Source organism: Pseudomonas sp. B707 (assembly GCF_022496685.1).
Taxonomy (GTDB): Bacteria; Pseudomonadota; Gammaproteobacteria; order Pseudomonadales; family Pseudomonadaceae; genus Aquipseudomonas; species Aquipseudomonas paraglycinae.
In genome coordinates this window covers 55,433-77,430 of the sequence record NZ_WTVE01000009.1, presented here as the reverse complement: position 1 = coordinate 77,430, position 21,998 = coordinate 55,433, and the positions used below count along the sequence as shown (strand labels likewise).

The following is a 21,998-nucleotide window of genomic DNA, read 5'->3' as shown; positions in this document are numbered from 1 at the left end:
CTCACCGACAACAAAAAGCCCTGTGAGAGCATTGGCTCCCACAGGGCTTTTTGTTGGTTCAGGCCTGTAGCGGCAATTTCAGCTCCGCACACAACCCGCCACCTTCGCGATTGCTCAGCGTCAGCGAACCGCCCAGCGCCATCGCCAGTTGCTGGGCAATCGCCAGCCCCAGCCCGGTGCCGCCGGTGCTGCGGTTGCGCGAGTTTTCGACGCGGTAGAAAGGCTCCATCACCTGGGCCAGCTCTTCTTCGGCGATGCCCGGGCCGCGATCCATGACCTTGATCGACAGTTCGTTCCTGTCGCGTTGAATCAGCAGCTCGGCAGCGCCGGCGAACTTCAGCGCGTTGTCGGTCAGGTTGACCAGCACCCGGCGCAACGCGTGGGGACGGGTGTCGATGACCGCCTCACTCTTGCCGCTCAACTGCACCTCTTTGCCCATGTCCTGATAGTCGAACACCAGGCTGTCGAGGAACGAGTCCAGATTGGTGCGTCGGCTTTCCTCGGTCGAGCCGTGGATGCTGCGGGCATAGGCCACACCTTCGCGCACCAGATGTTCCATCTCGCCGAGGTCGTTCCACAGTTTGTCTTTCTCGGCCGAATCGTCCATGAACTCTGCCCGCAGCTTCATGCGGGTGATCGGGGTTTGCAGGTCGTGGGAGATCGCCGCCAGCAGTTGCATGCGTTCTTTCAGGTACGCGGCGATGCGCGCCTGCATCGAGTTGAAGGCGCGGGCGGCGTAGGCCACTTCGTTCGGGCCTTTTTCGTCGAGGTTGATCGGGTGGGCGTTCGGGTCGAGGGTTTCCACGGCGTTGGCGAGGCGGGTAAGGGGGCGGATGGCGATGCGCACCGCCAGCCAGGTGCAGGCGAGCATCAGCGCCAGTTGCCCGAGCAATACCACCGGCAGCCATGGCGACAGCGGCACCATCGACGGGCGCACATCGATGGTCACCGGGCTGCCGTCGCTCAGGCGCAGGTGGCCCTGAAAGTGTTTTTTCGGGCCGGGAATATCGGTGAACGTCAGCGGATAGGCCTCGCCAATTGCGTCGGTGATCGAGGTGACGGCAATCGGCACGTCCTGCGGATCCAGCGGTGTACCCGGTTCGCCTTCGCTCAGCAGATAACCGTAATTCTTGCGAGCCAGGCGTTTGAGCCACATTGGGCGTTCTTCGGCGGGCAGTCGGTCGAGGATGGCAATCGAGGTCGAAACGTCGGTTTCGAGGTTGCCGAGCATGGTGTTTTTCGCGCTTTCGTAGCGCTCGTAATATTGCGCGCCGAACGACAGCGCCTGAGCGAGGATCAGGCCGATCAGGAAAATCAGCGACAAGCGGGAGGCGAGGGTACGCGGCCAGTGCAGGGCGAGATTCATGCGGGGGCTCCGAGGACTTCGACCGGCAGCGAAAACACATAGCCTTCGCTGCGCACGGTCTTGATGTAGGCCGGTTCGCGGGCGTCATCCAGCAGGCGCTGGCGCAGGCGGCTGACCAGCAGATCGATGGATCGGTCGAACAGATCGGCGTCGCGGCCCTGGGTCAGATTCAGCAATTGATCGCGGCTCAACACCCGTTGCGGATGGTCGAGGAACACGCGCAACAGACGGTATTCCGCGCCACTGAGCGCGACCATGGTGCCGTCCTTGTCCAGCAGATGCCGGGCCGATGTGTCGAGCTGCCAGCGACCGAACGCCAGCAGCCGACCGCTTTCGGTCACCACCAGATTCGGCGGCAGCATCCGGGTGCGCCGCAGGACGGCATTGATCCGCGCCAACAGTTCGCGGGCGGCGAAGGGTTTGGTCAGGTAGTCGTCGGCGCCCATTTCCAGGCCGAGGATGCGGTCGGTTTCATCATTGCGCGCGGTCAGCATCAGGATCGGTGTGGCCTTGTGTTTGCCCGAGCGCAATTCGCGGCACAGCAGCAGGCCATCGTCGCCGGGCATCATGATGTCGAGCACGATCAGGTCGACGGTATTGGCTTCCAGAAAACTGCGCATCTGCCGGCCATCGGCAACCACCGTGGTGCGCAGGCCGTTCTTCTTCAGGTAATTGCCGACCAGTTCGCGAATCTCGCGGTCGTCGTCGACGATCAGGATGTGATCGACATGTTCCATGGGGCCAAACCTCAATCAAAGGGGATTGCCGGGCAGTCTATCGAGCATGCGCGAGGCCGCATGCCTGCCTTTGTATTGCAGTGTATCCAGCGCTGTGACGGATACACGCCGACGCAAAAAGCGGATTTTTACAGGGTTTTGTATCGCTGTGTATCCCGGGCGCGTGCGGATACGTAGCGATTTATACACGGCATTTGCCGACACATGCGCGATACCTCGCGAGCTTTAAATGAGCTCCATCGAGGCACACACAGAACGCCTCGGCCAAATCAACGATTCAACCATTGAAGCCCCGAGGAAAACGCCATGAACGCCAAGACCAAATCGATCGCTGCCGCTTGCCTGTTTGCCGCTCTGAACATCTGCACCCTGTCGGCCCGCGCCGAAGCCGATGTCACCCCGCAAACCTACTCCTACGGCAGCCACCTGGACATCCAGAAAGTGGTGTCGCTGAAACAGGACAACTCGATGACCTGCGGCATCGTCGATGCCCGCCTAACCTACCTCGACTCGGCTGGCAAGACCCAGGTGCTCGACTACCGCAAATTCGCCGACGGCTGCAACGAAGACAACTGATTACCCACCTCTATAAAAGGAACATCGCTATGAACAACGTATCGCGCTATCTGACCGCTGTTGCCTTCTCCCTCGCCGGCGTCGCGGCCCACGCCAACGCTGCCGTCGAACAGGACAGCTGTGGCAGCAGCACCTGCTTCCAACTGGCTCCGGTGGCCAAGCCGGGCAGCGACGGCCTGATCGCCGCCGACGGCGCCAGCCGCACACCACAAGGCCAAACACTGGCTGCCGACGGCTCCAGCCGCACGCCACAGGGCCAGACACTGGCTGCCGACGGCTCCAGCCGCACGCCACAGGGCCAGACACTGGCCGAGAACGGTGCCAGCCGCACGCCGCAAAGCCAATGGCTGGACAACCAGACGGCTTGAGGATTGAAGGGGGCTGCCCGTAACGGGCGGCCCCCGATCCAGTCAACAGACCACCCCTCATTCAAAAGGTGAACCTCATGTTTCTCATCGCTTTCCTGGGCGGTCTGTTGACTGTCCTCAGCCCGTGCATTTTGCCGGTGGTGCCGTTTCTGTTCGCCGGAGCCGACCGCACCCGTTCTTCGATCCTGCTGACCCTCGGCGGCATGGCCCTGACCTTTGCCCTGATCTCCAGTCTGGCGGTGGTCAGCAGCGAGTGGGTGATCGAGGCCAGCAACACCGGTCGCCACATTGCGCTGGCGGTGATGGTGCTGTTTGCGCTGTCGCTGATTTCCGCCCGTATCGGTGACTGGCTGGCCCGGCCCTTCGTGCTGCTGGGCAATCGCCTCGACCCGGACAGCCGGAAAAAGGCCGGCCCGATGGCGTCGATCATGATCGGTGTCGCCACCGGTCTGCTGTGGGCGCCGTGCGCCGGTCCGATCCTCGGCGTGATCCTCACGGGTGCCATGCTGCAAGGCGCCAACGCCCAGACCAGCCTGTTGCTGCTGGCCTACGGCGCAGGCAGTGCGCTGTCGCTGGGAACGCTGATCTTCGCCGGTCGCGGCCTGGTCAACCGGCTGAAACCGTCGATTCCGTTCACCGGCTGGTTCCGTCGCGGTGCGGGTGTCGCGGTGCTGGCGACGGCGGCGGTGATCGCCACCGGTGCCGACAACCTGCTGCTGGCCAACACTTCGTCCCAAGGCGTGGCGTCGGTCGAGAAAAGCGTGCTGGAAAACGTGCCGAAGGTGGTGGACTACTTCGTCAGCAAAGTCCGTGCGGACTCGACCGAAGACGAGGCCGGCAAAGGCGCGATGCCGTCGCTGTCCGGCGCGGTGCAATGGCTGAACTCGCCGGAACTGACGGCTGAGTCCCTGCGCGGCAAAGTGGTGCTGGTGGACTTCTGGACGTATGACTGCATCAACTGCCAGCACACCCTGCCGTATGTGAAAGAGTGGGAGAAAAAGTACGGCAAGGACGGTCTGGTGGTGATCGGCGTGCACACTCCGGAATACGGCTACGAGCGGATCATCGACAACGTCAAGGATCAGGTGCGGAAGCTCGGCATTACATACCCGGTGGCCATCGACAACAACTACGCGATCTGGCGCAACTTCGATAACCAGTACTGGCCGGCGCATTACCTGGTCGACGCCAAGGGGCAGGTGCGTTACACCCACTTTGGCGAAGGCAGTTACCAGGCGCAGGAGCAGATGATTCAGCAACTGCTCAAAGAGGCCAAGGCACCTGCTGCGTAAACCGCGAAACTCAATGGCTCACAGGTCGCGCACCATGAGCCATTGTTCGTTGCCCCAGGCGTGAAAACGCTCCAGCACCGTCCAGCCGCGTTTGGCGTAATAGTCCTTTTTGCTTTGAGTGTGCAGGTAGAAACGCGGCAGGCCCCGGAGTTTCGCTTCTTCGGCAATTCCGTCGATCAGCCTCTCTGCCAGACCCTGACCGCGTGATTCGGGGCTGACCAGCACACAGGCCAGCCACGGCCCCAGATCCGGTCGTAGGGCAAGGTCCGCCCGTGCCAATGCCGCACCGCCCAGCAGTCGATCCCCGTCCAGCGCAATCAGGCAGCGCCAGTCGCCATTGGTCTGGCCCTCGGCAAATTCGCGCTGCCATTCGGCCAGGGGCTGCTCGGCATATTCGTAGTGAAACTGGCGGTGGATCCATGCCGCGTAAGTGTCGCTGTGTTGCATGTGATCGGCGAGCCATTCGAAGCGCAAGGACATGATCGAATTCCGTTTCGGGGGAGGGTCTGCATGAGAGCCGATCAGCCGGCGCGTTGGCAACCCCCCGACAGTGTTTCGGGGCCTTTACAAAATCCCGCCACTCATCGGCCAACGCCCGGTTTTACGGGCTCTCCGGACGATTGGCAGGGACGCCGGACAGCGCCCGCGCGATAGTGGGCGAGCAGGGCCGCCAACGGCTCTGACATCCATAAAAAGAAAGCGAGGTTGCCATGCCGAAGTTCGTGATTGAACGCGAGATTCCAGGAGCCGGAAAGCTATCGGAGCAAGAACTCAAGGCCGTATCGCAAACGTCCTGCAACGTGCTGCGTGAACTCGGGCCAGAGGTGCAGTGGCTGCAGAGTTATGTGACTGCCGACAAGATCTATTGCGTGTACATCGCACCCAACGAGGAACTGGTGCGCGAACACGCCAAGCGTGGGGGATTTCCGGCCAATAGCGTGTCCCGGGTGACGAGCATCATCGATCCGACGACCGCCGATTGACCCCTCTGCCGTGGAGCCCCCATTCATGAGTACCCCCATTGATCTCACTGCCCTGAAGGAACGCCAGAAAGTCGCCTGGGCCAGTGGCGACTACGCCGTGATCGGCACCACCTTGCAGATCGTCGGCGAAACCCTCGCCGAGGCCTGCGACCTGCGCTGCGATGAAGAAGTACTGGACGTCGCCGCCGGCAACGGCAATGCCACGCTGGCGGCGGCACGCCGGGGTTGTCTGGTGACGTCCACCGACTATGTCGCGGCGCTGCTGGAGCGCGGGCAGGACCGGGCGCGCGCCGAGCATCTGGAGGTGACCTTTCAGGTCGCCGATGCCGAAGCGCTGCCGTTTGCCGATTCCAGTTTCGACGCGGTGCTGTCGACCTTCGGCGTGATGTTCGCCCCGGATCAGGCGAAGGCGGCCAAGGAGCTGGCGCGGGTCTGCCGCCGTGGTGGCCGGATCGGCCTGGCCAACTGGACACCGGAAGGTTTCGTCGGCCAGATGTTCAAGACCCTCGGTCGCTACCTGCCACCGCCACCCGTTGCGCAACCGCCCTCGAACTGGGGCGCGGAAGCCTGGCTGCATTCGCATTTCGACGATCGCCAGTTTCAGTTGCAGGTGACTCGACGCCACTTCAACTTCCGCTATCGCTCGGCGGCGCATTTCATTGATGTGTTTCGCCACTGGTACGGCCCGGTACACAAGGCATTCGCGGCGTTGCCGCCGGAAAGCGGGCAGGCGCTGGAAACGGACCTGACGTTACTGATCGACGGATTGAATCGGGCGGGAGCGGAATCGATGGTGGTGCCGAGTGAGTATCTGGAGGTGGTGATTACCAAACGCTGAAGCCATTGTGGGAGCGAGCCGGCTCGCTCCCACAGGAGTTTCTATTTCAGATGCGCACTGTCAAACCACTCCAGCGCTGTGCGCCAGATGCAGATGCCGAGAAAGTACGCCGACGCCAGCAGCCACAAACCCATCACCAGCGGGTTGATCGCCGGGTGGTTCAGCACCAGCGACAGACTGCAGAGCAACCAGATCGCCGTCACCGCAATGTTGATCGGCATGAACCGGCGGACCCGGAACGGGTGCAGGAATTTCATACGGGTCACGGTCAACAGTGCCAGGCCAATCACCGTGAGGAAGGTGAGCCACGGCCCCGGATCGATGATGTACAGGCACAAGGCAACCACGTTCCACGCAGCGGGGAAGCCGACGAAGTAGTTGTCCTTGCTCTTCATGTTGACGTTGCAGAAGCAGAACAGCGACGACACCAGAATCAGCGACACGGTCAGCAGCAGGGTGTAGTCAGGCAGGGGAATGTAGCGATAGATGAACAGCGCTGGGATGAACACGTAGGTCAGGTAGTCGATCACCAGATCGAGGATCGATCCGTCGAAACTCGGCAGCACCGACTGCACGTTGACCTTGCGCGCCAGCGCCCCGTCGAGGCCGTCGACGATCAGCGCCACGCCCAGCCACATCAGGCAGTGGATCGGCTGGTTTTCCAGCAGGGCAAGGGTGGCCAGGAAGGCGGTGACCACGCCGGTCGCGGTGAAACCATGGGCGCCCCAGGCCTTGAGCCTGGCGATGTGGACGGTCGATATCACGAAGGCGTTCTCCAGAAAGTGCAGCAAGCCGCGTAAACCCTCGGGCAGCAAGGGCGGCGACCAACCGGGTCGGGGTTGCAGTTATCGACCGGTCGGGCCGGGTCAAGGTTCACCCATTCGTGAAGATTAGCTGGCCGGGGGAAAATTTCTCTGGAGAATCACTCGCCCAGGGCCACGTCAGCCCAACGGTGCTGGCGCAACGCATCAGGAGGACTATCGTTGCCTGACGCAGTCATACCCCTTTGCCTGAGGACAACGTCATGAACACCAGTGATCTGCTCGAACAACTGCTGCGAGGCCAGGCCTCGGCGGGACAACAAGCTGGCGCGTCGGCCGGCGGGGGAGCGGGTGGGCTTGGCGGGTTGCTCGGCGGTCTGCTGGGCAGCGGCAGTGGCGGCGGTTCTCCTGCCGGAGGGCTGGGTGGCCTGGGTGGGCTGCTTGGCGGATTGCTCGGCGGTGGCGGGGCGCTGGGGGGCGGTACGCAGCGTCGTTCCGGTGGCACCAACTACGCGGCGCTGGCCTCGCTGGGCATGATGGCGTTCCAGGCGTATCAGGCCTGGCAACGCAGCCAGGCGTCCGCCGCGCCGCAGCAAACCCCGCAAACTGCGGACCTGTTGTCCGGTACGCAAGTCGAAGAACACAGCCACGCCGTTCTGCGTGCATTGATCGCGGCGGCCAAGGCTGACGGGCGGATCGACGAGTCGGAAAAACACCTGATCAGCAGCGAAATCGGCAAGCACACCGATGACCCGAACCTGCAGCAATGGCTCGACGATGAAGTCGCCAAGCCGCTGGACCCCACCGAAGTGGCTCAGGCGGCGCAGAACGATCCGGCCATGGCCGCCGAAATGTATCTGGCCAGCGTGATGCTGGTGGACGATCAGCAGGACGCCGAGCGCAATTATCTGGATGAACTGGCGGCGGCGTTGCAGATCGACCCCGAGTTGCAGGTCCACCTGGAGCAGCAGGCCAAGGGTACGGCCTGACAGCAAAACCTCGCAGCCTTCGACCGCTTCTGTTCAAACCAGGAACGTGTCGGGGGCTCCGTCCGTCCGGGCAAATTTAACGTCGATTGAATTTTCGGCAGGCGCCGCCTCTCTGCTGCATTAGAGGCGAGTGACTGAGCGTCCTGCCAATCGATCGAGAATATTGCCATGACTGTCCTGACTCACCTGCAAGCTGCCCCCGCCCAATCGCGACCGCTCGACTCTTCGGGTGAGTTGCGGCGTATCCATGAAGCGCTTTTATCCGACGAACATCCGCAGCCGCTGGCGCGCGCCTTTCTGGAAGATCAACTGCTGCAAGCCGCTCGGTTGAAGGATGAGTTGCCATCGGAGCCCGCGCAGTGGCATGCCTGGGTGGCAGAGCACTGTGCCGATGTTGCCCGGCAATATGCCGACTACTTGCAACAACGCAAGGCTGGAGGCGCACCGCAGTTCTTCAGTTGCAAGGCTCATGCGCTGTATTTCCTGCAAGCGGTGGCGCCGACCAAGCTGGTTGATGGCGCCTGGCTCTATGGTCTGCTGGGACAGTGGCGCGATCCGCGCTTCAGCAGCCTGCTCAGCACCTATCTGGAAGAGCTGGGCGATGGCAATCCGGCGCAGAATCACGTCGTGATCTACCGTCAACTGCTCGCCGAACAAGGCCTCGAGCCCAGCAGTCCTCTGCCCGACGAACGCTACCTGCAAGGCGCGCTGCAATTGGCCCTGGGTGCCGGCGGCATGGATTTTCTCCCGGAGGTGATCGGTTACAACCTTGGTTACGAACAGCTGCCCTTGCACCTGTTGATCAGCAGTTACGAGCTCAGTGAGTTGGGGATCGATCCCTACTATTTCACCCTGCACGTGACCATCGACAACGCCAGCACCGGCCATGCGCAAAAAGCCGTTCAGGCCGTTCTTGATCTGTTGCCTCTGGAAGCCGATCGCAGCGATTTCCTGCGCCGGGTCTCGCTGGGCTATCGGCTTAATGACCTGGGACAGGGCAGTCGCGCAATCATCGAGGAGTTCGATCTGGAGCGCGAACTGTTGGCGATGCTTGAACGCAAGTGTCCGTTCGCCCAACACATGCACTCCGACTATTGCCGCTTTGAAGGCAAGACCGTTAATCAGTGGCTGGCCGATCCGCAGCAGCTGTCCGGATTCTTGCAGGCCATGCAGGACAAAGGCTGGATCAAGCGCAACGAAAATCCGCAGGGCAGCCGCTTCTGGCAATTGATCGATGGCGATGGTGCGGCGATGTTCGGCGTGTTCAGCGCCTATGAAAAACAACTGGTGCACGACTGGATTGCCGGAAACTGGACTTCTGCGGACAAACCCGTCGCGTTCCGCCGCCGCCCCTCGGTCCCTGCGCCGATCGAGGTGCCCGAACAGGACCCTGATGTGCAGCGCCTCAGTGCGGCGCTGCAAGGGCAGGACGCTCACAGCCAAATCGCAACGTTGATCCCTTGGCTTGCGCCGGCACGCCATGCACATCCGGCCGGGCTGCTCGCCACTCGCCGTTTCATCCAACTCAAATCCGGCCTGCGTTAAGGAAGTCATCAATGAATCAGGAAGAACAACTGTCCGCCAACGACCTCGTGCTGCTGCAACTGGGGCGGCGCTTGCAGGCCGACGGCTATCGTTTCATCACCCCGACGCCGCTGACCCATCAACGGGTCAACCAGCGTGACGAAGGACAACCAGCCGATTGCCTGCGGGATGTGTTCGGATGGTCGCGCCCGTTCGAACCGGGCCTTCTGTCCGCCGATGAACAACGGCAATTGCAGGACGCCAAGGTGATCGATGAGTTCGACGGGCGCTTAAAGAGCCGGGTGCGCTGGTCGAGCCTGGATGACTTGCTTTTCGTGCATTCCGGATTCCCCACCGATGCCGCCGACTCAGTGTTCTTCGGCCCGGACACCTATCGCTTTGCTCAACTGATCCACAGTCATTTGCAGCAGAACTTTGCGCCCATCCACCGTGCGGTGGACATCGGTTGTGGCGCCGGAGTCGGCGCGATCCTGATCGGCCGTGCCCGGCGAGAAGCGCAAGTGCTGGCGGTGGATATCAACCCCGCCGCATTGCGCCTGACCACGATCAACGCGGCGTTGGCCGAAGTAGCCAATGTCGAAGTGCGCGCCAGTGATGTATTGCAGGGCGTCGACGGCGAATTCGACCTGATCGTCGCCAACCCGCCCTACATGGCCGATCCGGCCGGGCGAGCTTACCGCCACGGTGGCGGGACGCTGGGTGCGGGGCTGTCGTTGCGGATCGTCGAACAGGCGCTCAATCGCCTGACTCTCGGCGGCTCGCTGGTGCTTTATACCGGTGTGGCGATGGTTGATGGCCGCGATCCCTTCCTCGATACCGTAGTGCCACGGCTGGATGAAAAGCGCTTCGGCTGGACCTACCGCGAACTCGATCCCGATGTGTTCGGCGAAGAGTTGTTGAACCCCGGCTATCAGCGCGTCGACCGGATCGCCGTGGTCGCGCTGACGGTGACTCGAACAGGCTGAAACAAGGCAGGTGCAGGATGAGCAGGAATCTCGACGACTACAACCGGAAGCGCGACTTTTCGGCGACCTCTGAACCGGCAGCTGAACGACGTCGGGGCAAGAAATCCGCCGGCGACCACGCCCTGCAATTCTGCATTCAAAAGCACGACGCCTCGCACCTGCACTATGACTTTCGCCTGGAACTCGACGGCGCGCTCAAGAGCTGGGCGGTGCCCAAGGGCCCGTCGCTGGATCCCAAGGTCAAGCGCCTGGCGGTGCACGTCGAGGATCACCCGCTGGATTACGCGACGTTCGAGGGCAGCATTCCCGAAGGGCATTACGGTGCCGGCGATGTGATCGTCTGGGATCGCGGCGTGTGGATTCCGCTGGAAGACCCGGAGAAAGCCTACGCCAAGGGCAAGCTCAAATTCGAACTGCAAGGCGAGAAGCTCGCCGGGGTGTGGAATCTGGTGCGCACCCACATGCCAGGCAAAAAAGAGCAGTGGTTTCTGATCAAGCATCAGGACAGCGCCGCGCGCCCGCAAAGCGATTACGACGTGCTGGTCGCCGAGCCCGACAGCGTGCTCAGTGAACGCACGATCGTCGACAAACCCAGCCTCAGTGCGAAGCAGGTCAAGCCGCTGAAGGCTTCGTCGAAAGCGCCGCGCAAGCCGGCTTCGGGCAAACTTGCCGGGGCGCACAAGGCCAGGATTCCCGCGCAACTCAAACCGCAACTGGCCACCCTGGTGGAGAGTGCGCCGGAAGGGGATTGGCAATACGAGATCAAGTTCGACGGCTATCGGATCATGGCGCGTATCGATCAGGACGAGGTGCAGTTGTTCACCCGCAATGGCCATGACTGGACGCACAAATTGCCGAAACAGGCGCAAGCCCTGGCGACGCTGGGCCTGGAGTCGGCGTGGCTGGATGGTGAGATGGTCGTCGCCGACGCAGACGGAGTGCCGGACTTTCAAGCCCTGCAAAACGCGTTCGATTCGGGACGCAGCGAAAACATCGTCTATTACTTGTTTGATCTGCCGTATCTGAACGGTGTCGACCTGCGCGAGGTGCCGGTGGAGGAACGGCGCGCAGCGCTGGCCACTGTTCTGAAAACCCATCAAGACCCGCTGCTGCGTTTCTCCGAAGCGTTCGACGAAACCCCGCAGGCGTTGCTCAACAGCGCCTGCCAGATGCGCATGGAAGGCTTGATCGGTAAACGCCTCGGCTCGCCTTACGTGTCGCGCCGCAGCAGCGACTGGATCAAGCTCAAGTGCAAGCATCGCCAGGAATTCGTGATCGTCGGCTACACCGATCCGAAAGGCGCGCGCAGTTCGTTCGGCGCGTTGCTGCTGGGTCTGCATGATCGTGACAGCGGCGAGTTGCGGTACGCCGGCAAGGTCGGCACGGGATTCAATGAAACCACCCTCAAGAGCATCCTCGCGCAGCTCAAACCGTTGCGGGTGAAGAAACCGGCGGTGGCCAGCCCGCCCACGGGGTTCGAGGCCAAGGGTGTGCACTGGCTCAAGCCTAGTCTGCTGGCGGAAGTGGCGTTTGCCGAAATGACCCAGGACGGCTCGGTGCGCCACGCCGTGTTCCATGGCCTGCGCGAGGACAAACCGGCCAAGGACATCACCGAGGAGCGCGCCAAACCGATGAAGACTTCAAAGGCTCAATCTACCGCGCCGTCCCAAACCGATCTGGCCGACGGCAAGGTGCGGATCACTCACCCCGACCGGGTGATCGACGCCAGCAGTGGCACCACCAAAATGCAGCTGGCCGAGTATTACGCCAGCGTCGCCGAATGGATTCTGCCGCAGCTCAAGGACCGCCCCGTGGCGCTGGTACGTGCGCCGGACGGCATCGCCGGTGAGCTGTTCTTCCAGAAGAACGCCGAGAACCTGGCGATCCCCGGCATCCGCACGCTCGACAAGGAGCTGACCGGCCAGCCGGTGATGCTGATCAACAACGCCGAAGCCTTGATCGGCGCGGTGCAGATGAGCACGGTCGAACTGCACACCTGGAACGCTACCACCACGGATCTGGACAAGCCCGACCGCTTTGTCCTCGACCTCGACCCGGATCCGGCGCTGCCCTGGAAAAGCATGGTCGAAGCCACGGCGCTGACCCTGACCGTGCTGGACGAGTTGGGCCTCAAGGCGTTTCTCAAGACCAGCGGCGGCAAGGGCATTCATCTGGTGGTGCCGCTGACCCGCAAGCATGGCTGGGACGAGATCAAGGATTTCAGCCACGCCATCGTCACGCACATGGCGAAATTGTTGCCGGAGCGCTTTTCTGCGGTGTCCGGGCCGAAAAATCGCGTAGGGCGGATCTTCATCGATTACCTGCGCAACGGCCTGGGCGCCACCACCATTTGCGCCTACGCAGCGCGTACCCGCGAAGGGTTGCCGGTGTCTGTGCCGCTGTTTCGGGAAGAGGTCGGGGAGATCAAGGGTGCCGATCAATGGAACGTACGCAACGTTCACGAACGACTGGCGGAAGTGGGCGATGAACCTTGGGCTGACATGAAGAAATCCCGGCAGAGCATTACGGCCGAGATGCGTAAGCGGGTGGGCATGAAAAAATGATCAGGTGCCGCGCAGCAAGTCGTGGGCGTTGAGCAGATCGAAGGCGACTTGCGGATTGTTTTCCAGGCCACGGCGGATGGCGGCGGGGATGGTTTTGCGGGTTTTGCGGCAGAGTCCAGGAAGCTCTTCGACCTCGATTTCGATGCCGCCTCGCACGGTTCGCACTTCACCGAACTTCGGTGCGATCAGCACGCGAATCCCGAGCTGATCGAACATCTTGCCTTGCAGCCGCTGGAGGTCGGCGAGGTCTTTGAGGTTTTCCAGACGCTCGAGCAGACGCTTTTCTTCCTCGCGAGTCAGCAAAAGGATGCGCACATCCGCGCCGGGCGTATCCAGCAGCGGATCACGCCCGCAGATGCACAGACCCGGCGGGCAAGGGGAGCGGAGTGAGGCGGAAATCGTCATGGCCTCCATCATAGAGGCCGTTCGACGGTTTTGCCCATGGTCGTTCGCCAGCCGTCCATCGGCAGGGCGTAACGGTGGCAAGTCCGTCAGCCACCATCATCATCGAACGTGCCGTGGTTACTGCGACAGACCTTCGTAGTGAACCAGGATGGCGTTGGCCAGCTCTTCATCGCTGGCGTTCAGGCCAGGATTGTCCTGACGCACCTGCTGCAGTACCGATTCCAGGTACACGCCACGGATCGTTCCGCCGCTGGCGACGAATGCCGACAAGTCGTCACGGGCCGGAATCACCATTTTGTGATCCTTGAACGTGGAATACAGCGAGGCGGAAACGCCGGCCGAAGTGGCGACATCCCCCGCATCCACGCGGGCGAAAGCCGAACCGAAAGGCAGGCACAGCATAAGAGACGAAACCAGTAGTAAACGACGCATGACGGTGTTCCTCCAGCAGCGTAAAGCGAAAAGGAAGTACCACATAATGTGAGAGGTGTCGGCGGGCACGGGAGTTCCGTAAGTCGGCTCAGCCGGTTGGGGGCGGCATGAGAACCGTCGCACAGTGCGGCATTTTTACTGGATGTAACGAAACACGCTGAGACGCTCTAACGCAGCGTGTTCATGGAAATAGGCTTAACTGAAGTGTTGAACGGCGCCGCGTGGCGCGACCTGGGAGGAAATCACGGTGTCGATCAAACTGCGTTTGGTGTTGCTGATTGCGACCAGCCTGCTGACGGCGCTGATCGTGAGCCTGGTCAGTTATGTCGGCAATCAGCGGATGGCTTCGGCGGTCAGTGACAACGCGGTCAGCATGAGCGCGCTGCGCAACCACATGGAAGCCGACATGATGCACGACGCCCTGCGCGCGGACGTGTATTCGGCGATGCTGGTGGGGCTGGGCAAAAGCACCAGTTCGGCGGACGAGGTGCGCAGTTCGGTCGAAGAGCATGCGGCGCATTTTCGCGAAGTGCTGGGTGAAAACCTCAAGCTTCCGGTGAACCCGACGATCAAGTCCGCGCTCGAGCAGATCAAGCCAAGCCTCGACACCTACATCAGCGCCGGCGAGCAGATCGTCGGTCTTGCGCTGGAAAATCCGGACAGCGCCCAGCAACAACTGGGGACCTTCAATACCGCGTTCAGCCAGCTCGAAGAACAGATGGCCGCTCTCAGCGAGCTGATCGAAACCAATACCCGGCAGACCAGCGAAGGCACTGAGGCGGCGATCCACAACGCCAATGTCGCGCTCGGCATCGTTCTGATCGCCAGTCTGTTGCTGCTGTTGGCCCAGGGCCGGTGGGTGATCCTGAGCATCATGGGGCCGCTGAAATCCGCCAGCCGCATCGCCGAAAGCATTGCTCACGGCAACCTCAGCGAGCCGATCGCCGAACCGTCCGGCAAGGACGAAGCCAGTGCGCTGATCCGCACGTTGGCCACCATGCAGCGCGACCTGCGAGACATGATCGACGTGGTGCGACGCAACGCCCATGGCGTCAGCGGCATGAGCGAACAACTGAGCCACGGCTGCCATCAGGTGGCCGACAGCAGCCAGCAGCAAAGCACCGCCGCCGGCACCATGGCTGCCGCCGCGAGCCAGATGACCGCCAGCATCGAGGAAATCACCCGTCACGCCGAGCGTGCTTTGAACATGGCCAGCCAGGCCGAGTCACTGGCGAAAAACGGCGGGCAGGTGATCCATCAGGTGGTCAGCGACATGGACGACATCGCCCGTTCCGCCCAGCAATCGGCGCAGGTGATCCGCACCCTCGATCAGGAATCCGAGGGCATCTTCAACATCATTCAGGTGATCAAGAGCATCGCCGACCAGACCAACCTGCTGGCGCTCAACGCGGCCATCGAGGCCGCCCGGGCGGGCGAGCAGGGCAGGGGCTTTGCAGTGGTGGCCGATGAGGTGCGCAGTCTGGCGGCGCGCACCAGCGCCTCGACCCAGGAAATCGCCGCGATGGTCGCACGCATCCAGAACAGCACCCGCGAGGCCGTCAGCAGCATGGAGGCCGGTGTCGCCCAGGTCGACAAAGGCATGGCGGTCACCGCCGACGTCGAACGCGCCATCCGCGAAATCCTCGACGCCACCCTCAGCACCACGCAACTGGTCAACGACATCACCCGCACCATCGGCGAACAGAGCCAGGCGAGCAACGAGATTGCCCATCAGGTGGAAATGATCGCGGGCATGTCGGAGGGCAACAGCAAGGTGATCGGTCAGACGGCCAATACCACGGATGAGCTGTCGAGTCTGGCGGGGCGGCTGGCGCAGTCGGTGGATCGGTTTCGGTTGTGAGAGCAGGCTCTGCCGCCTTGTCAGCGGCAGAGCTCATGCTTCAGAACTTGTACGCCTGACGCCCCACCAGCAACCACTTGCCAGCCTGCTTCTGCCAGATCTGGAAGTTCTCGATTTCCGTCGGCACGACCTCGGTGCCTTTGAGGGCCTGTGCTGAAAAATGATGGCGCACCAGCGCGGTGTCTCCGGACAGGGTGATGGTCTGGTTTTGCATTTCCAGGGTCTTGAACGCGCTCTTGCCGGTTTCGATATCGGCAATGAAGGCTTTCTTGTCCTGGATCTTGCCGCTGGAGTGGCCGTAGGTGAGGTTGTCGGCAGTCAGCGCGTTCAGTTCGGCGATGTCCTTGTGCAACATTGCCTGGGTCAGGTGATCGACGGCCTGGGCGACGTCCTGTTCCGCCGGGGCGGCGGCGACGTAGCCGCTGAAAACACAGAAAAGACCGAGCAGCACTTTGCTTTTGTTCATGAGAATTCCTTGTTTTTGTAGGTTTCGGAACGACTGGTTTATTTGTCAGTCGTCGTACAACTTAGCAGGAATATGAATGAGGTAGAAAGAGCTTCAGGAACCAATCGAAAACTATCCGGTCGCGAACAGACGCGCGGGTTTGCCATGACGTGATATTCTTCGCCCCACTTGGTTTGACCTAATTCAGTCTGGCGCGCTTTTCGGCGGGCCAGACAGAACCCCTGTCGCTCAAGTAGCTGAAGCCAATAATGATAAGAAGTCAGTTCAGAAGGGACATATAACTGAGGTCGACGCAGCCTGTCGGCCTTGTGTGCCCACCCGTCAAAATTGAAGTGTGCCGGAACCCGCGACGCTGGCCTGAGTGTCGCGAAAGAGGGGACCTCATACGTACAACAGCGGCGGGCGGAAGGCGTTTTATCATAGGTGCAACAGATGTTTAAGAAAGTGAACACAGCCTTGCTGGGGCTGGCTTTGGCGATGGGGATGTCTTCCGCCAATGCCGAAGAAGCAAAGAAAGTCGACGTCCTGCTGATCGGCGGCGGCATCATGAGCACCACCCTCGGTGTGTGGATCAATGAGCTGGAACCTACCTGGTCGATGGAAATGGTCGAGCGCCTCGACGGCGTCGCCCTGGAAAGCTCCAACGGCTGGAACAACGCCGGTACCGGTCACTCGGCACTTGCCGAGCTGAATTACACCCCGGAAGACGACAAGGGCAATGTCACCATCCCGAAAGCCGTCGAGATCAACGAAGCGTTCCAGGTCTCCCGTCAGTTCTGGGCCTGGCAGGTTCGTCAAGGCGTCCTGAAGGACCCTCGTTCGTTCATCAACACCACTCCGCACATGAGCTTCGTGTGGGGCGATGACAACATCAAGTTCCTGAAAAAGCGCTACGAAGCCCTGCAAGCGAGCCCGCTGTTCGCCGGCATGCAGTACTCCGAAGACCCGGCTGTGATCAAGAAGTGGGTTCCGCTGATGATGGAAGGGCGTGACCCGAACCAGAAAATCGCGGCCACCTGGAGCCCGCTGGGTACCGACATGAACTTCGGCGAAATCACCCGCCAGTTCGCCGGTTACCTGCAGACCAAGCCTAACTTCAACTTGAAGCTGTCCAGCGAAGTACAGGACATCACCAAGAATGCCGATGGCACCTGGCGCGTCAGCTACAAGAACCTGAAAGACGGCACCAAGACTGAAACCGACGCCAAGTTCGTGTTCATCGGCGCCGGCGGCGGTGCACTGCACCTGCTGCAGAAATCCGGTATCGAAGAAGCCAAGGAATACGCTGGCTTCCCGGTAGGCGGCTCGTTCCTGGTGACTGATAACCCGGCCATCGCCGAACAGCACCTGGCCAAGGCCTACGGTAAAGCTTCGGTTGGCGCGCCTCCGATGTCCGTTCCGCACCTGGACACCCGTGTCCTGGACGGCAAGCGCGTCATCTTGTTTGGCCCGTTCGCGACTTTCAGCACCAAGTTCCTGAAAGAAGGTTCGTACCTGGACCTGCTGACCAGCACCACCACTCACAACATCTGGCCTATGACCAAGGTCGGCATCAAGGAATACCCGCTGGTCGAGTACCTGGCCGGTCAACTGATGCTGTCGGATGAAGACCGTCTGAACGCGCTGAAGGAATACTTCCCGAACGCCAAGGCCGAAGACTGGCGCCTGTGGCAAGCCGGCCAGCGCGTGCAAATCATCAAGCGTGATGAAGCCGCTGGCGGCGTGCTGAAACTGGGCACCGAAATCGTTGCTTCCAAGGACGGCTCCATCGCCGGTCTGCTGGGCGCATCCCCAGGCGCATCGACCGCTGCACCGATCATGCTGAGCGTGCTGCAGAAAGTCTTCAAAGACAAAGTCGCCAGCCCTGAGTGGCAAGCCAAGCTGCACCAGATCGTTCCAAGCTACGGCACCCAGCTGAACAACGATCCAGCCAAAGTCGCTGAAGAGTGGGCTTACACCGCCAAGATCCTGCAACTGCCAACCCCTCCGGTGATTGGTCAGGTTGCAGCTCCAGCGGCGGACGCCTCGGCTGAAAAAGCCCCGGCTCCGAAAGAAAGCGCTGCACGTGACATGGCTCTGTAACTAGACGCCTGACACACGAAGCCCACTGAACCGGCGACGGTCAGTGGGCTTTTTTGTGTCCGGGTTTCAGGCCTTGGCGGCCGCCAGATAAGCCCCCAGCCGCCGGCCCATTTCCTCGCCCAACGCCTGCAAGCCACTCAATGGCCTTACCATCACCTCGAACTCGACGATCTTGCCCTGTTCATCGAAACGGATCATGTCGATGCCCTTGAGCTCTTTCGTCCCCACTTTGGCGCTGAATTCCAGCACCACATTCAGACCATCGGCCGTCGCCAGTTCACGGTGGTAATTGAAGTCTTCAAACACCTCGAAAACGGTATTGAGGATCATCGAGACCACCGGTGCACCCGGGTAAGGCGTGTGGGCCATCGGCGAGCGGAACACCGCTTTGGAATCGAGCAGGTCGGGCAGGGCCTTGAGATTGCCGGTGCGGATCATCTCGTGCCAGCGATTCAGGGACTCGGCGGCGTTGGGGTGCAGGTTCAGGTCGGACATGGTTTCACTCCTGTATTTTTGTTGTTCTTGGCGCGGCGCCCATGACTCTAGATCAAAGCGGCGCAATGGAAACCATTTGTACCGATCTGAATGTCGACCCATGCGCCAGCCCGATCCATCTGATCCGCTTTTTCCTGTCGAATCTGCATCTGTAACCATCTCAGCCATGCGCCCAAAATAGCCCTGCCGTTCGGTCATACGCGACGCGCTTCATTCCGGAGCGCCCGGTGCGCCGGACATTCAGTATTCAGGAGGCCTTCATGGCTAAGATGGCGATTTTCCTCGGCGGCTTTCTTGTGTTGACCATCATGATTGGCGTCCTTGCCACGATTTCTCCGGTCTGACGATCAGCCGTCGAGTTGCGACTTGCAGCGCTCTTCGACGGTTTCGGATGGAACCGGATCAAGGCGCCCCGAACACCATCGTCCAGTAAACCCCTTCATCACTGCGCGCCTCGCTGGCAAACCCGGCGCCGACCTGGGTGAACATCGGGTTCATCAAGTTGGCGCAGTGTCCGGGGCTGGCCAGCCAGCCGGCCATGGCTTTGCCCGGTGAGCTTTGTCCGGCGGCGATGTTTTCGCCGATCTGCCGGCCACGGTAACCGGCCGCCCGGGCGCGATCTGCCGGGCCGTCGCCGTCCGGGTCGCGGTGGGCGAAATAATTGCCGTAGGCCATGGCCTTGCTGTGGCCCTGAGCGGCGGCGCCGAGTGCCGGGTTCCAGCTCAAGGGGCGGGCGGCGGCGAAGCGCTGGCGACCGCACATACGGGGTCGGGCGCGGGCGGCGTTGACTTCGGCCAGCAAGGCCTTGCCGACGCTGCGGTTGTCGCCGACGCGACTGTCGAGCACCGGCCGGGCCAGCACCACTTGCCATTCGCTGCGGGCGCGGCTGATGCCGATGTCGGCGTATTGACCGTCGAGCAACGCGCCGCAGTAATCGTCTTGCAGCATTTCGAACGCCTCTTCGGCGTCCTGTGCGCCGACGATCCGGATGCTGCGCACCGCCACGGCGGCATAGCCGGAGTCTTTCAATCGTTCGCGCAATCCACCGCCATAACCATAACCGACCGGTAACGCCAGGCTCGACTTCAGCGTCAGCGGCGCCAGCCGTTGGGCGGTGCGTCGGTCACAGCGTTGCGGATGGGCGCGGTAGTCGTTGATGGCGGCCACCAGTTGTCGCTCGGCACCGGCGTGGGCAGAGGGAGAAAGCAGGGGAGAAAGGATCAACAGGCACAGCGAAACGAAGCGAGACGAACGAACGGCGTGGCGCATGGGACGCAAAGCTCTGAAAAAGGACAACACAGAAGGTGAGTGAACCGCAGAACGCGGCGCGGGTAGGACTGGCCTTTTTGCACTTGGTTCACGAAGCAGCGCCGGGTTTCATCGGCTGCCGACGAAGTGCTCAGCGATTCAACACATCCTGCATCCATTGCAGATATTGCGGCCGTTCGGAAATCGAATTGTGTGCCGAGTCGTTCACCACTTTGAGCGTGGCCACACCGTCGGGAAAACTGTGCAGCAAGCGCTCGGTGCTGGCCCTTGGAATCACCTCGTCATCACTCGCCGCCAGCAGCAGCGTCGGCACGCGGATATGTGCCGCGTACTGGCCGGACCGGAAACGATCCTTGAGCAACCACTGCACCGGCACCCACGGATATTGGCGGGCGGCGATTTCTTCGAGGCTGTTGTAGGGCGTGACCAGAATCAGCCGCGCCACCGGCCGTTGGCTGGCCAGACGCACCGCGACACCGGAACCGAGGCTGCGTCCCAGCAGCGCGACCTGCGGATGACTGGCATAGACCTGATCGAACAGCGCCAGCGCATCCTCGGCGATCGCTTCTTCGGAGGGCGAACCGCCGCTGCCACCAAAACCCCGGTAATGCAGCAAATACAGCGAATAGTCAGGAAACGCCTCGGAAAACTCCGGCAGATTGTGCGAAACGTCCTCGGCATTGCCGCCGAAATAGATCAGCGCTCTGGGCCCGGCGCGCTCGCGCACCGTCACGCGGATGTCGGCGTCGGGCATGGCCAGCGTCAACCGAGACTCCGGTGAAACGAGGCTGGCGGGCTGCGGAAAATAAATCAGCGCCCGCTGAAAAACGAACAGCGCCGCGCACAGGATCAGGTACACGGCGACGATCAATGCGACGAGTGACAACAGGGTTCTGGACATTCGACTAACTTTAACCGGGCGCGCAGGTTGGCTGTCGCAGTGTAGTCCAACGGTTTTGCGGGCTGCGTCAAAACACAAGGTGCAACAGATCCACAGGGCAAGGGCGCCAGCATGAACCACACTGAGGGATATTCCCGCCGCCGGTTGCTGACACTGGCAGCCGGGGTGTCAGCGGTTTTCACCTTTGACCGGGCGCTGGCCGCCATTTCGTTGCCGAACGCCACAGGAGCCCAGACCATGCAGACCCGCGCCATCCCTTCGAGCTCCGAGCCACTGCCGCTGGTGGGGTTGGGCACTTATCGCGGTTTCGACGTCGCTCCCGGCGATCCGGTCTACAAACAATTGCCGGCGGTGCTCGGCGAGCTGTTCAAAAAGGGCGGGACGCTGATCGACAGCTCCCCCATGTACGGCCGCGCCGAGGAAACCACCGGTGAATTGCTGTCGATCCACGAACCGCGCTCGCCGGCGTTTCTGGCGACCAAGGTCTGGACCCGTGGTCGCGAGGAGGGCATTGCGCAGATGGAACAGTCGTTCAGCCTGCTGCGCACCGAGCGCATCGACCTGATGCAGATCCACAACCTGCTCGACTGGCAAACCCATCTGCCGACCCTGCGCGACTGGAAAGAGCAGGGCCGCATCCGCTACATCGGCATCACTCACTACACGCCGTCGGCCTATGAGGAGGTCGAAGCGGTGCTCAAGGCCGAGCCGCTGGACTTCCTGCAAATCAACTACGCCCTGGATGATCGCGGGGTCGAGAAACGCATCCTGCCGCTGTGCCGCGAACGCGGGGTGGCGGTGATCTGCAACCGACCGTTCGGTGGTGGTGACCTGCTCGCGCGGCTCAAGGGCAAGCCGCTGCCAGGCTGGGCGGCTCAGGTGGGGGCGAAGAGCTGGCCGCAACTGGCGCTGAAATTCCTGCTGGCGCATCCGGCGGTAACCTGCGTGATTCCCGGCACCAGCAATCCGTTGTACATGGCCGACAATGCCGGCGCCGGGTTCGGGTTGATGCTGACCGATGCGCAGCGTCAGCAGTTGATTGCGCTGGTGAGTTAATCAACTTCCCGGGAGTGGTAGCGCACTAGCACCCCATGCTAGTGCGC

General features: G+C 61.7%; 22 protein-coding genes. 12 read left to right on the top strand and 10 right to left on the bottom strand.

What is annotated here, in order from left to right; all coding sequences use genetic code 11:
- Window positions 1-58 precede the first annotated feature (58 nt).
- On the bottom strand, window positions 59-1,366 hold the full coding sequence (locus GQX66_RS03290; protein ID WP_085748251.1) for a HAMP domain-containing sensor histidine kinase: 1,308 nt from the start codon (window positions 1,364-1,366) through the stop codon (window positions 59-61).
- The gene (locus tag GQX66_RS03285) at window positions 1,363-2,103 is read right to left on the bottom strand and encodes a response regulator (RefSeq protein ID WP_011333526.1); all 741 of its coding nucleotides are present in this window, start codon (window positions 2,101-2,103) and stop codon (window positions 1,363-1,365) included. The genes GQX66_RS03290 and GQX66_RS03285 overlap by 4 nt, the downstream gene beginning before the upstream one ends.
- A gap of 306 nt (window positions 2,104-2,409) precedes the next feature.
- Here GQX66_RS03285 and GQX66_RS03280 point away from each other — a divergent pair, with 306 nt between their 5' ends.
- The 3 genes from GQX66_RS03280 (at window position 2,410) to GQX66_RS03270 (ending at window position 4,339) form a co-directional block, all read left to right on the top strand.
- Window positions 2,410-2,679 carry a DUF2790 domain-containing protein gene (locus tag GQX66_RS03280; RefSeq protein ID WP_039767844.1) on the top strand — a complete coding sequence of 90 codons (270 nt, stop codon included), beginning with the start codon at window positions 2,410-2,412 and terminating at the stop codon, window positions 2,677-2,679.
- 29 nt (window positions 2,680-2,708) lie between these two features.
- Window positions 2,709-3,047, top strand: a complete 339-nt coding sequence (locus GQX66_RS03275) for a hypothetical protein (RefSeq protein ID WP_240866333.1) — start codon at window positions 2,709-2,711, stop codon at window positions 3,045-3,047.
- Between the two features lie 77 nt (window positions 3,048-3,124).
- Window positions 3,125-4,339 (top strand): cytochrome c biogenesis protein DipZ, encoded by a 1,215-nt coding sequence (locus GQX66_RS03270; RefSeq protein WP_240866317.1) that lies wholly within the window; start codon window positions 3,125-3,127, stop codon window positions 4,337-4,339.
- Between the two features lie 18 nt (window positions 4,340-4,357).
- Here GQX66_RS03270 and GQX66_RS03265 read toward each other — a convergent pair whose 3' ends face one another.
- Entirely contained in the window at window positions 4,358-4,819 is a 462-nt protein-coding gene (locus GQX66_RS03265) for a GNAT family N-acetyltransferase (protein WP_102688472.1), read from the bottom strand.
- A 230-nt stretch (window positions 4,820-5,049) separates the two neighbouring features.
- Here GQX66_RS03265 and GQX66_RS03260 point away from each other — a divergent pair, with 230 nt between their 5' ends.
- Window positions 5,050-5,322, top strand: a complete 273-nt coding sequence (locus GQX66_RS03260) for a DUF4242 domain-containing protein (RefSeq protein ID WP_007957179.1) — start codon at window positions 5,050-5,052, stop codon at window positions 5,320-5,322.
- A gap of 25 nt (window positions 5,323-5,347) precedes the next feature.
- On the top strand, window positions 5,348-6,160 hold the full coding sequence (locus GQX66_RS03255; protein ID WP_103387128.1) for a class I SAM-dependent methyltransferase: 813 nt from the start codon (window positions 5,348-5,350) through the stop codon (window positions 6,158-6,160).
- Window positions 6,161-6,201: 41 nt separating this feature from the next.
- Here the strand turns inward: GQX66_RS03255 and pcsA are convergent, their stop codons facing one another.
- Window positions 6,202-6,924, bottom strand: coding sequence for a phosphatidylcholine synthase (pcsA, locus tag GQX66_RS03250; RefSeq protein ID WP_240866292.1), 723 nt, complete (start codon window positions 6,922-6,924; stop codon window positions 6,202-6,204).
- Window positions 6,925-7,184: 260 nt separating this feature from the next.
- Here pcsA and GQX66_RS03245 point away from each other — a divergent pair, with 260 nt between their 5' ends.
- From GQX66_RS03245 to ligD, 4 genes are all read left to right on the top strand, one after another.
- Window positions 7,185-7,910, top strand: coding sequence for a tellurite resistance TerB family protein (locus GQX66_RS03245; RefSeq protein WP_240866280.1), 726 nt, complete (start codon window positions 7,185-7,187; stop codon window positions 7,908-7,910).
- A 168-nt stretch (window positions 7,911-8,078) separates the two neighbouring features.
- Window positions 8,079-9,455, top strand: a complete 1,377-nt coding sequence (locus GQX66_RS03240; protein ID WP_134023071.1) for an iron-containing redox enzyme family protein — start codon at window positions 8,079-8,081, stop codon at window positions 9,453-9,455.
- An 11-nt stretch (window positions 9,456-9,466) separates the two neighbouring features.
- Window positions 9,467-10,420, top strand: coding sequence for a methyltransferase (locus GQX66_RS03235; RefSeq protein ID WP_085748261.1), 954 nt, complete (start codon window positions 9,467-9,469; stop codon window positions 10,418-10,420).
- 17 nt (window positions 10,421-10,437) lie between these two features.
- Window positions 10,438-12,984 carry a DNA ligase D gene (gene ligD, locus GQX66_RS03230; RefSeq protein WP_240866277.1) on the top strand — a complete coding sequence of 849 codons (2,547 nt, stop codon included), beginning with the start codon at window positions 10,438-10,440 and terminating at the stop codon, window positions 12,982-12,984.
- On the opposite strand, the gene GQX66_RS03225 is transcribed toward ligD, so the two are convergent.
- Both GQX66_RS03225 and GQX66_RS03220 read right to left on the bottom strand, forming a co-directional pair.
- Window positions 12,985-13,389, bottom strand: a complete 405-nt coding sequence (locus GQX66_RS03225) for a hypothetical protein (RefSeq protein WP_178082640.1) — start codon at window positions 13,387-13,389, stop codon at window positions 12,985-12,987. It abuts the gene before it with no gap.
- Window positions 13,390-13,506: 117 nt separating this feature from the next.
- Complete coding sequence (locus GQX66_RS03220) at window positions 13,507-13,821, bottom strand: DUF2388 domain-containing protein (protein WP_039770957.1); 315 nt, start codon at window positions 13,819-13,821, stop codon at window positions 13,507-13,509.
- A gap of 247 nt (window positions 13,822-14,068) precedes the next feature.
- Between GQX66_RS03220 and GQX66_RS03215 the strand changes: the two genes are divergently transcribed.
- Window positions 14,069-15,682, top strand: a complete 1,614-nt coding sequence (locus GQX66_RS03215; RefSeq protein ID WP_102688479.1) for a methyl-accepting chemotaxis protein — start codon at window positions 14,069-14,071, stop codon at window positions 15,680-15,682.
- A gap of 40 nt (window positions 15,683-15,722) precedes the next feature.
- Here GQX66_RS03215 and GQX66_RS03210 read toward each other — a convergent pair whose 3' ends face one another.
- The gene (locus GQX66_RS03210; RefSeq protein ID WP_085613009.1) at window positions 15,723-16,148 is read right to left on the bottom strand and encodes a nuclear transport factor 2 family protein; all 426 of its coding nucleotides are present in this window, start codon (window positions 16,146-16,148) and stop codon (window positions 15,723-15,725) included.
- 432 nt (window positions 16,149-16,580) lie between these two features.
- Here GQX66_RS03210 and mqo point away from each other — a divergent pair, with 432 nt between their 5' ends.
- A complete protein-coding gene (gene mqo, locus GQX66_RS03205) occupies window positions 16,581-18,230 on the top strand; it encodes a malate dehydrogenase (quinone) (protein ID WP_039770951.1) in 1,650 nt (549 codons plus the stop codon).
- 66 nt (window positions 18,231-18,296) lie between these two features.
- Here mqo and GQX66_RS03200 read toward each other — a convergent pair whose 3' ends face one another.
- The 3 genes from GQX66_RS03200 to GQX66_RS03190 form a co-directional block, all read right to left on the bottom strand.
- Complete coding sequence (locus GQX66_RS03200) at window positions 18,297-18,725, bottom strand: nuclear transport factor 2 family protein (RefSeq protein ID WP_240866275.1); 429 nt, start codon at window positions 18,723-18,725, stop codon at window positions 18,297-18,299.
- A 402-nt stretch (window positions 18,726-19,127) separates the two neighbouring features.
- Window positions 19,128-19,994 (bottom strand): CAP domain-containing protein, encoded by an 867-nt coding sequence (locus tag GQX66_RS03195; RefSeq protein WP_240866264.1) that lies wholly within the window; start codon window positions 19,992-19,994, stop codon window positions 19,128-19,130.
- Window positions 19,995-20,124: 130 nt separating this feature from the next.
- Window positions 20,125-20,895 (bottom strand): alpha/beta fold hydrolase, encoded by a 771-nt coding sequence (locus GQX66_RS03190; protein WP_240866261.1) that lies wholly within the window; start codon window positions 20,893-20,895, stop codon window positions 20,125-20,127.
- A 111-nt stretch (window positions 20,896-21,006) separates the two neighbouring features.
- On the opposite strand from GQX66_RS03190, the gene GQX66_RS03185 reads away from it, so the two are divergent.
- Window positions 21,007-21,951 carry an aldo/keto reductase gene (locus GQX66_RS03185; protein WP_178083790.1) on the top strand — a complete coding sequence of 315 codons (945 nt, stop codon included), beginning with the start codon at window positions 21,007-21,009 and terminating at the stop codon, window positions 21,949-21,951.
- The last annotated feature ends 47 nt before the right edge of the window (window positions 21,952-21,998 follow it).

Bases quoted from the DNA above. Each gene is read 5' to 3' on its own strand.
- GQX66_RS03235 (WP_085748261.1), top strand. From the start codon at position 9,467: ATGAATCAGGAAGAACAACTGTCCGCCAACGACCTCGTGCTGCTGCAA.
- GQX66_RS03245 (WP_240866280.1), top strand. From the start codon at position 7,185: ATGAACACCAGTGATCTGCTCGAACAACTGCTGCGAGGCCAGGCCTCG.
- GQX66_RS03185 (WP_178083790.1), top strand. From the start codon at position 21,007: ATGAACCACACTGAGGGATATTCCCGCCGCCGGTTGCTGACACTGGCA.
- GQX66_RS03255 (WP_103387128.1), top strand. From the start codon at position 5,348: ATGAGTACCCCCATTGATCTCACTGCCCTGAAGGAACGCCAGAAAGTC.
- mqo (WP_039770951.1), top strand. From the start codon at position 16,581: ATGTTTAAGAAAGTGAACACAGCCTTGCTGGGGCTGGCTTTGGCGATG.
- GQX66_RS03275 (WP_240866333.1), top strand. From the start codon at position 2,709: ATGAACAACGTATCGCGCTATCTGACCGCTGTTGCCTTCTCCCTCGCC.
- GQX66_RS03265 (WP_102688472.1), bottom strand. From the start codon at position 4,819: ATGTCCTTGCGCTTCGAATGGCTCGCCGATCACATGCAACACAGCGAC.
- GQX66_RS03240 (WP_134023071.1), top strand. From the start codon at position 8,079: ATGACTGTCCTGACTCACCTGCAAGCTGCCCCCGCCCAATCGCGACCG.
- GQX66_RS03260 (WP_007957179.1), top strand. From the start codon at position 5,050: ATGCCGAAGTTCGTGATTGAACGCGAGATTCCAGGAGCCGGAAAGCTA.
- GQX66_RS03285 (WP_011333526.1), bottom strand. From the start codon at position 2,103: ATGGAACATGTCGATCACATCCTGATCGTCGACGACGACCGCGAGATT.
- GQX66_RS03200 (WP_240866275.1), bottom strand. From the start codon at position 18,725: ATGTCCGACCTGAACCTGCACCCCAACGCCGCCGAGTCCCTGAATCGC.
- GQX66_RS03195 (WP_240866264.1), bottom strand. From the start codon at position 19,994: ATGCGCCACGCCGTTCGTTCGTCTCGCTTCGTTTCGCTGTGCCTGTTG.
- GQX66_RS03210 (WP_085613009.1), bottom strand. From the start codon at position 16,148: ATGAACAAAAGCAAAGTGCTGCTCGGTCTTTTCTGTGTTTTCAGCGGC.
- GQX66_RS03225 (WP_178082640.1), bottom strand. From the start codon at position 13,389: ATGACGATTTCCGCCTCACTCCGCTCCCCTTGCCCGCCGGGTCTGTGC.
- GQX66_RS03290 (WP_085748251.1), bottom strand. From the start codon at position 1,366: ATGAATCTCGCCCTGCACTGGCCGCGTACCCTCGCCTCCCGCTTGTCG.
- GQX66_RS03270 (WP_240866317.1), top strand. From the start codon at position 3,125: ATGTTTCTCATCGCTTTCCTGGGCGGTCTGTTGACTGTCCTCAGCCCG.
- GQX66_RS03280 (WP_039767844.1), top strand. From the start codon at position 2,410: ATGAACGCCAAGACCAAATCGATCGCTGCCGCTTGCCTGTTTGCCGCT.
- GQX66_RS03220 (WP_039770957.1), bottom strand. From the start codon at position 13,821: ATGCGTCGTTTACTACTGGTTTCGTCTCTTATGCTGTGCCTGCCTTTC.
- GQX66_RS03190 (WP_240866261.1), bottom strand. From the start codon at position 20,895: ATGTCCAGAACCCTGTTGTCACTCGTCGCATTGATCGTCGCCGTGTAC.
- ligD (WP_240866277.1), top strand. From the start codon at position 10,438: ATGAGCAGGAATCTCGACGACTACAACCGGAAGCGCGACTTTTCGGCG.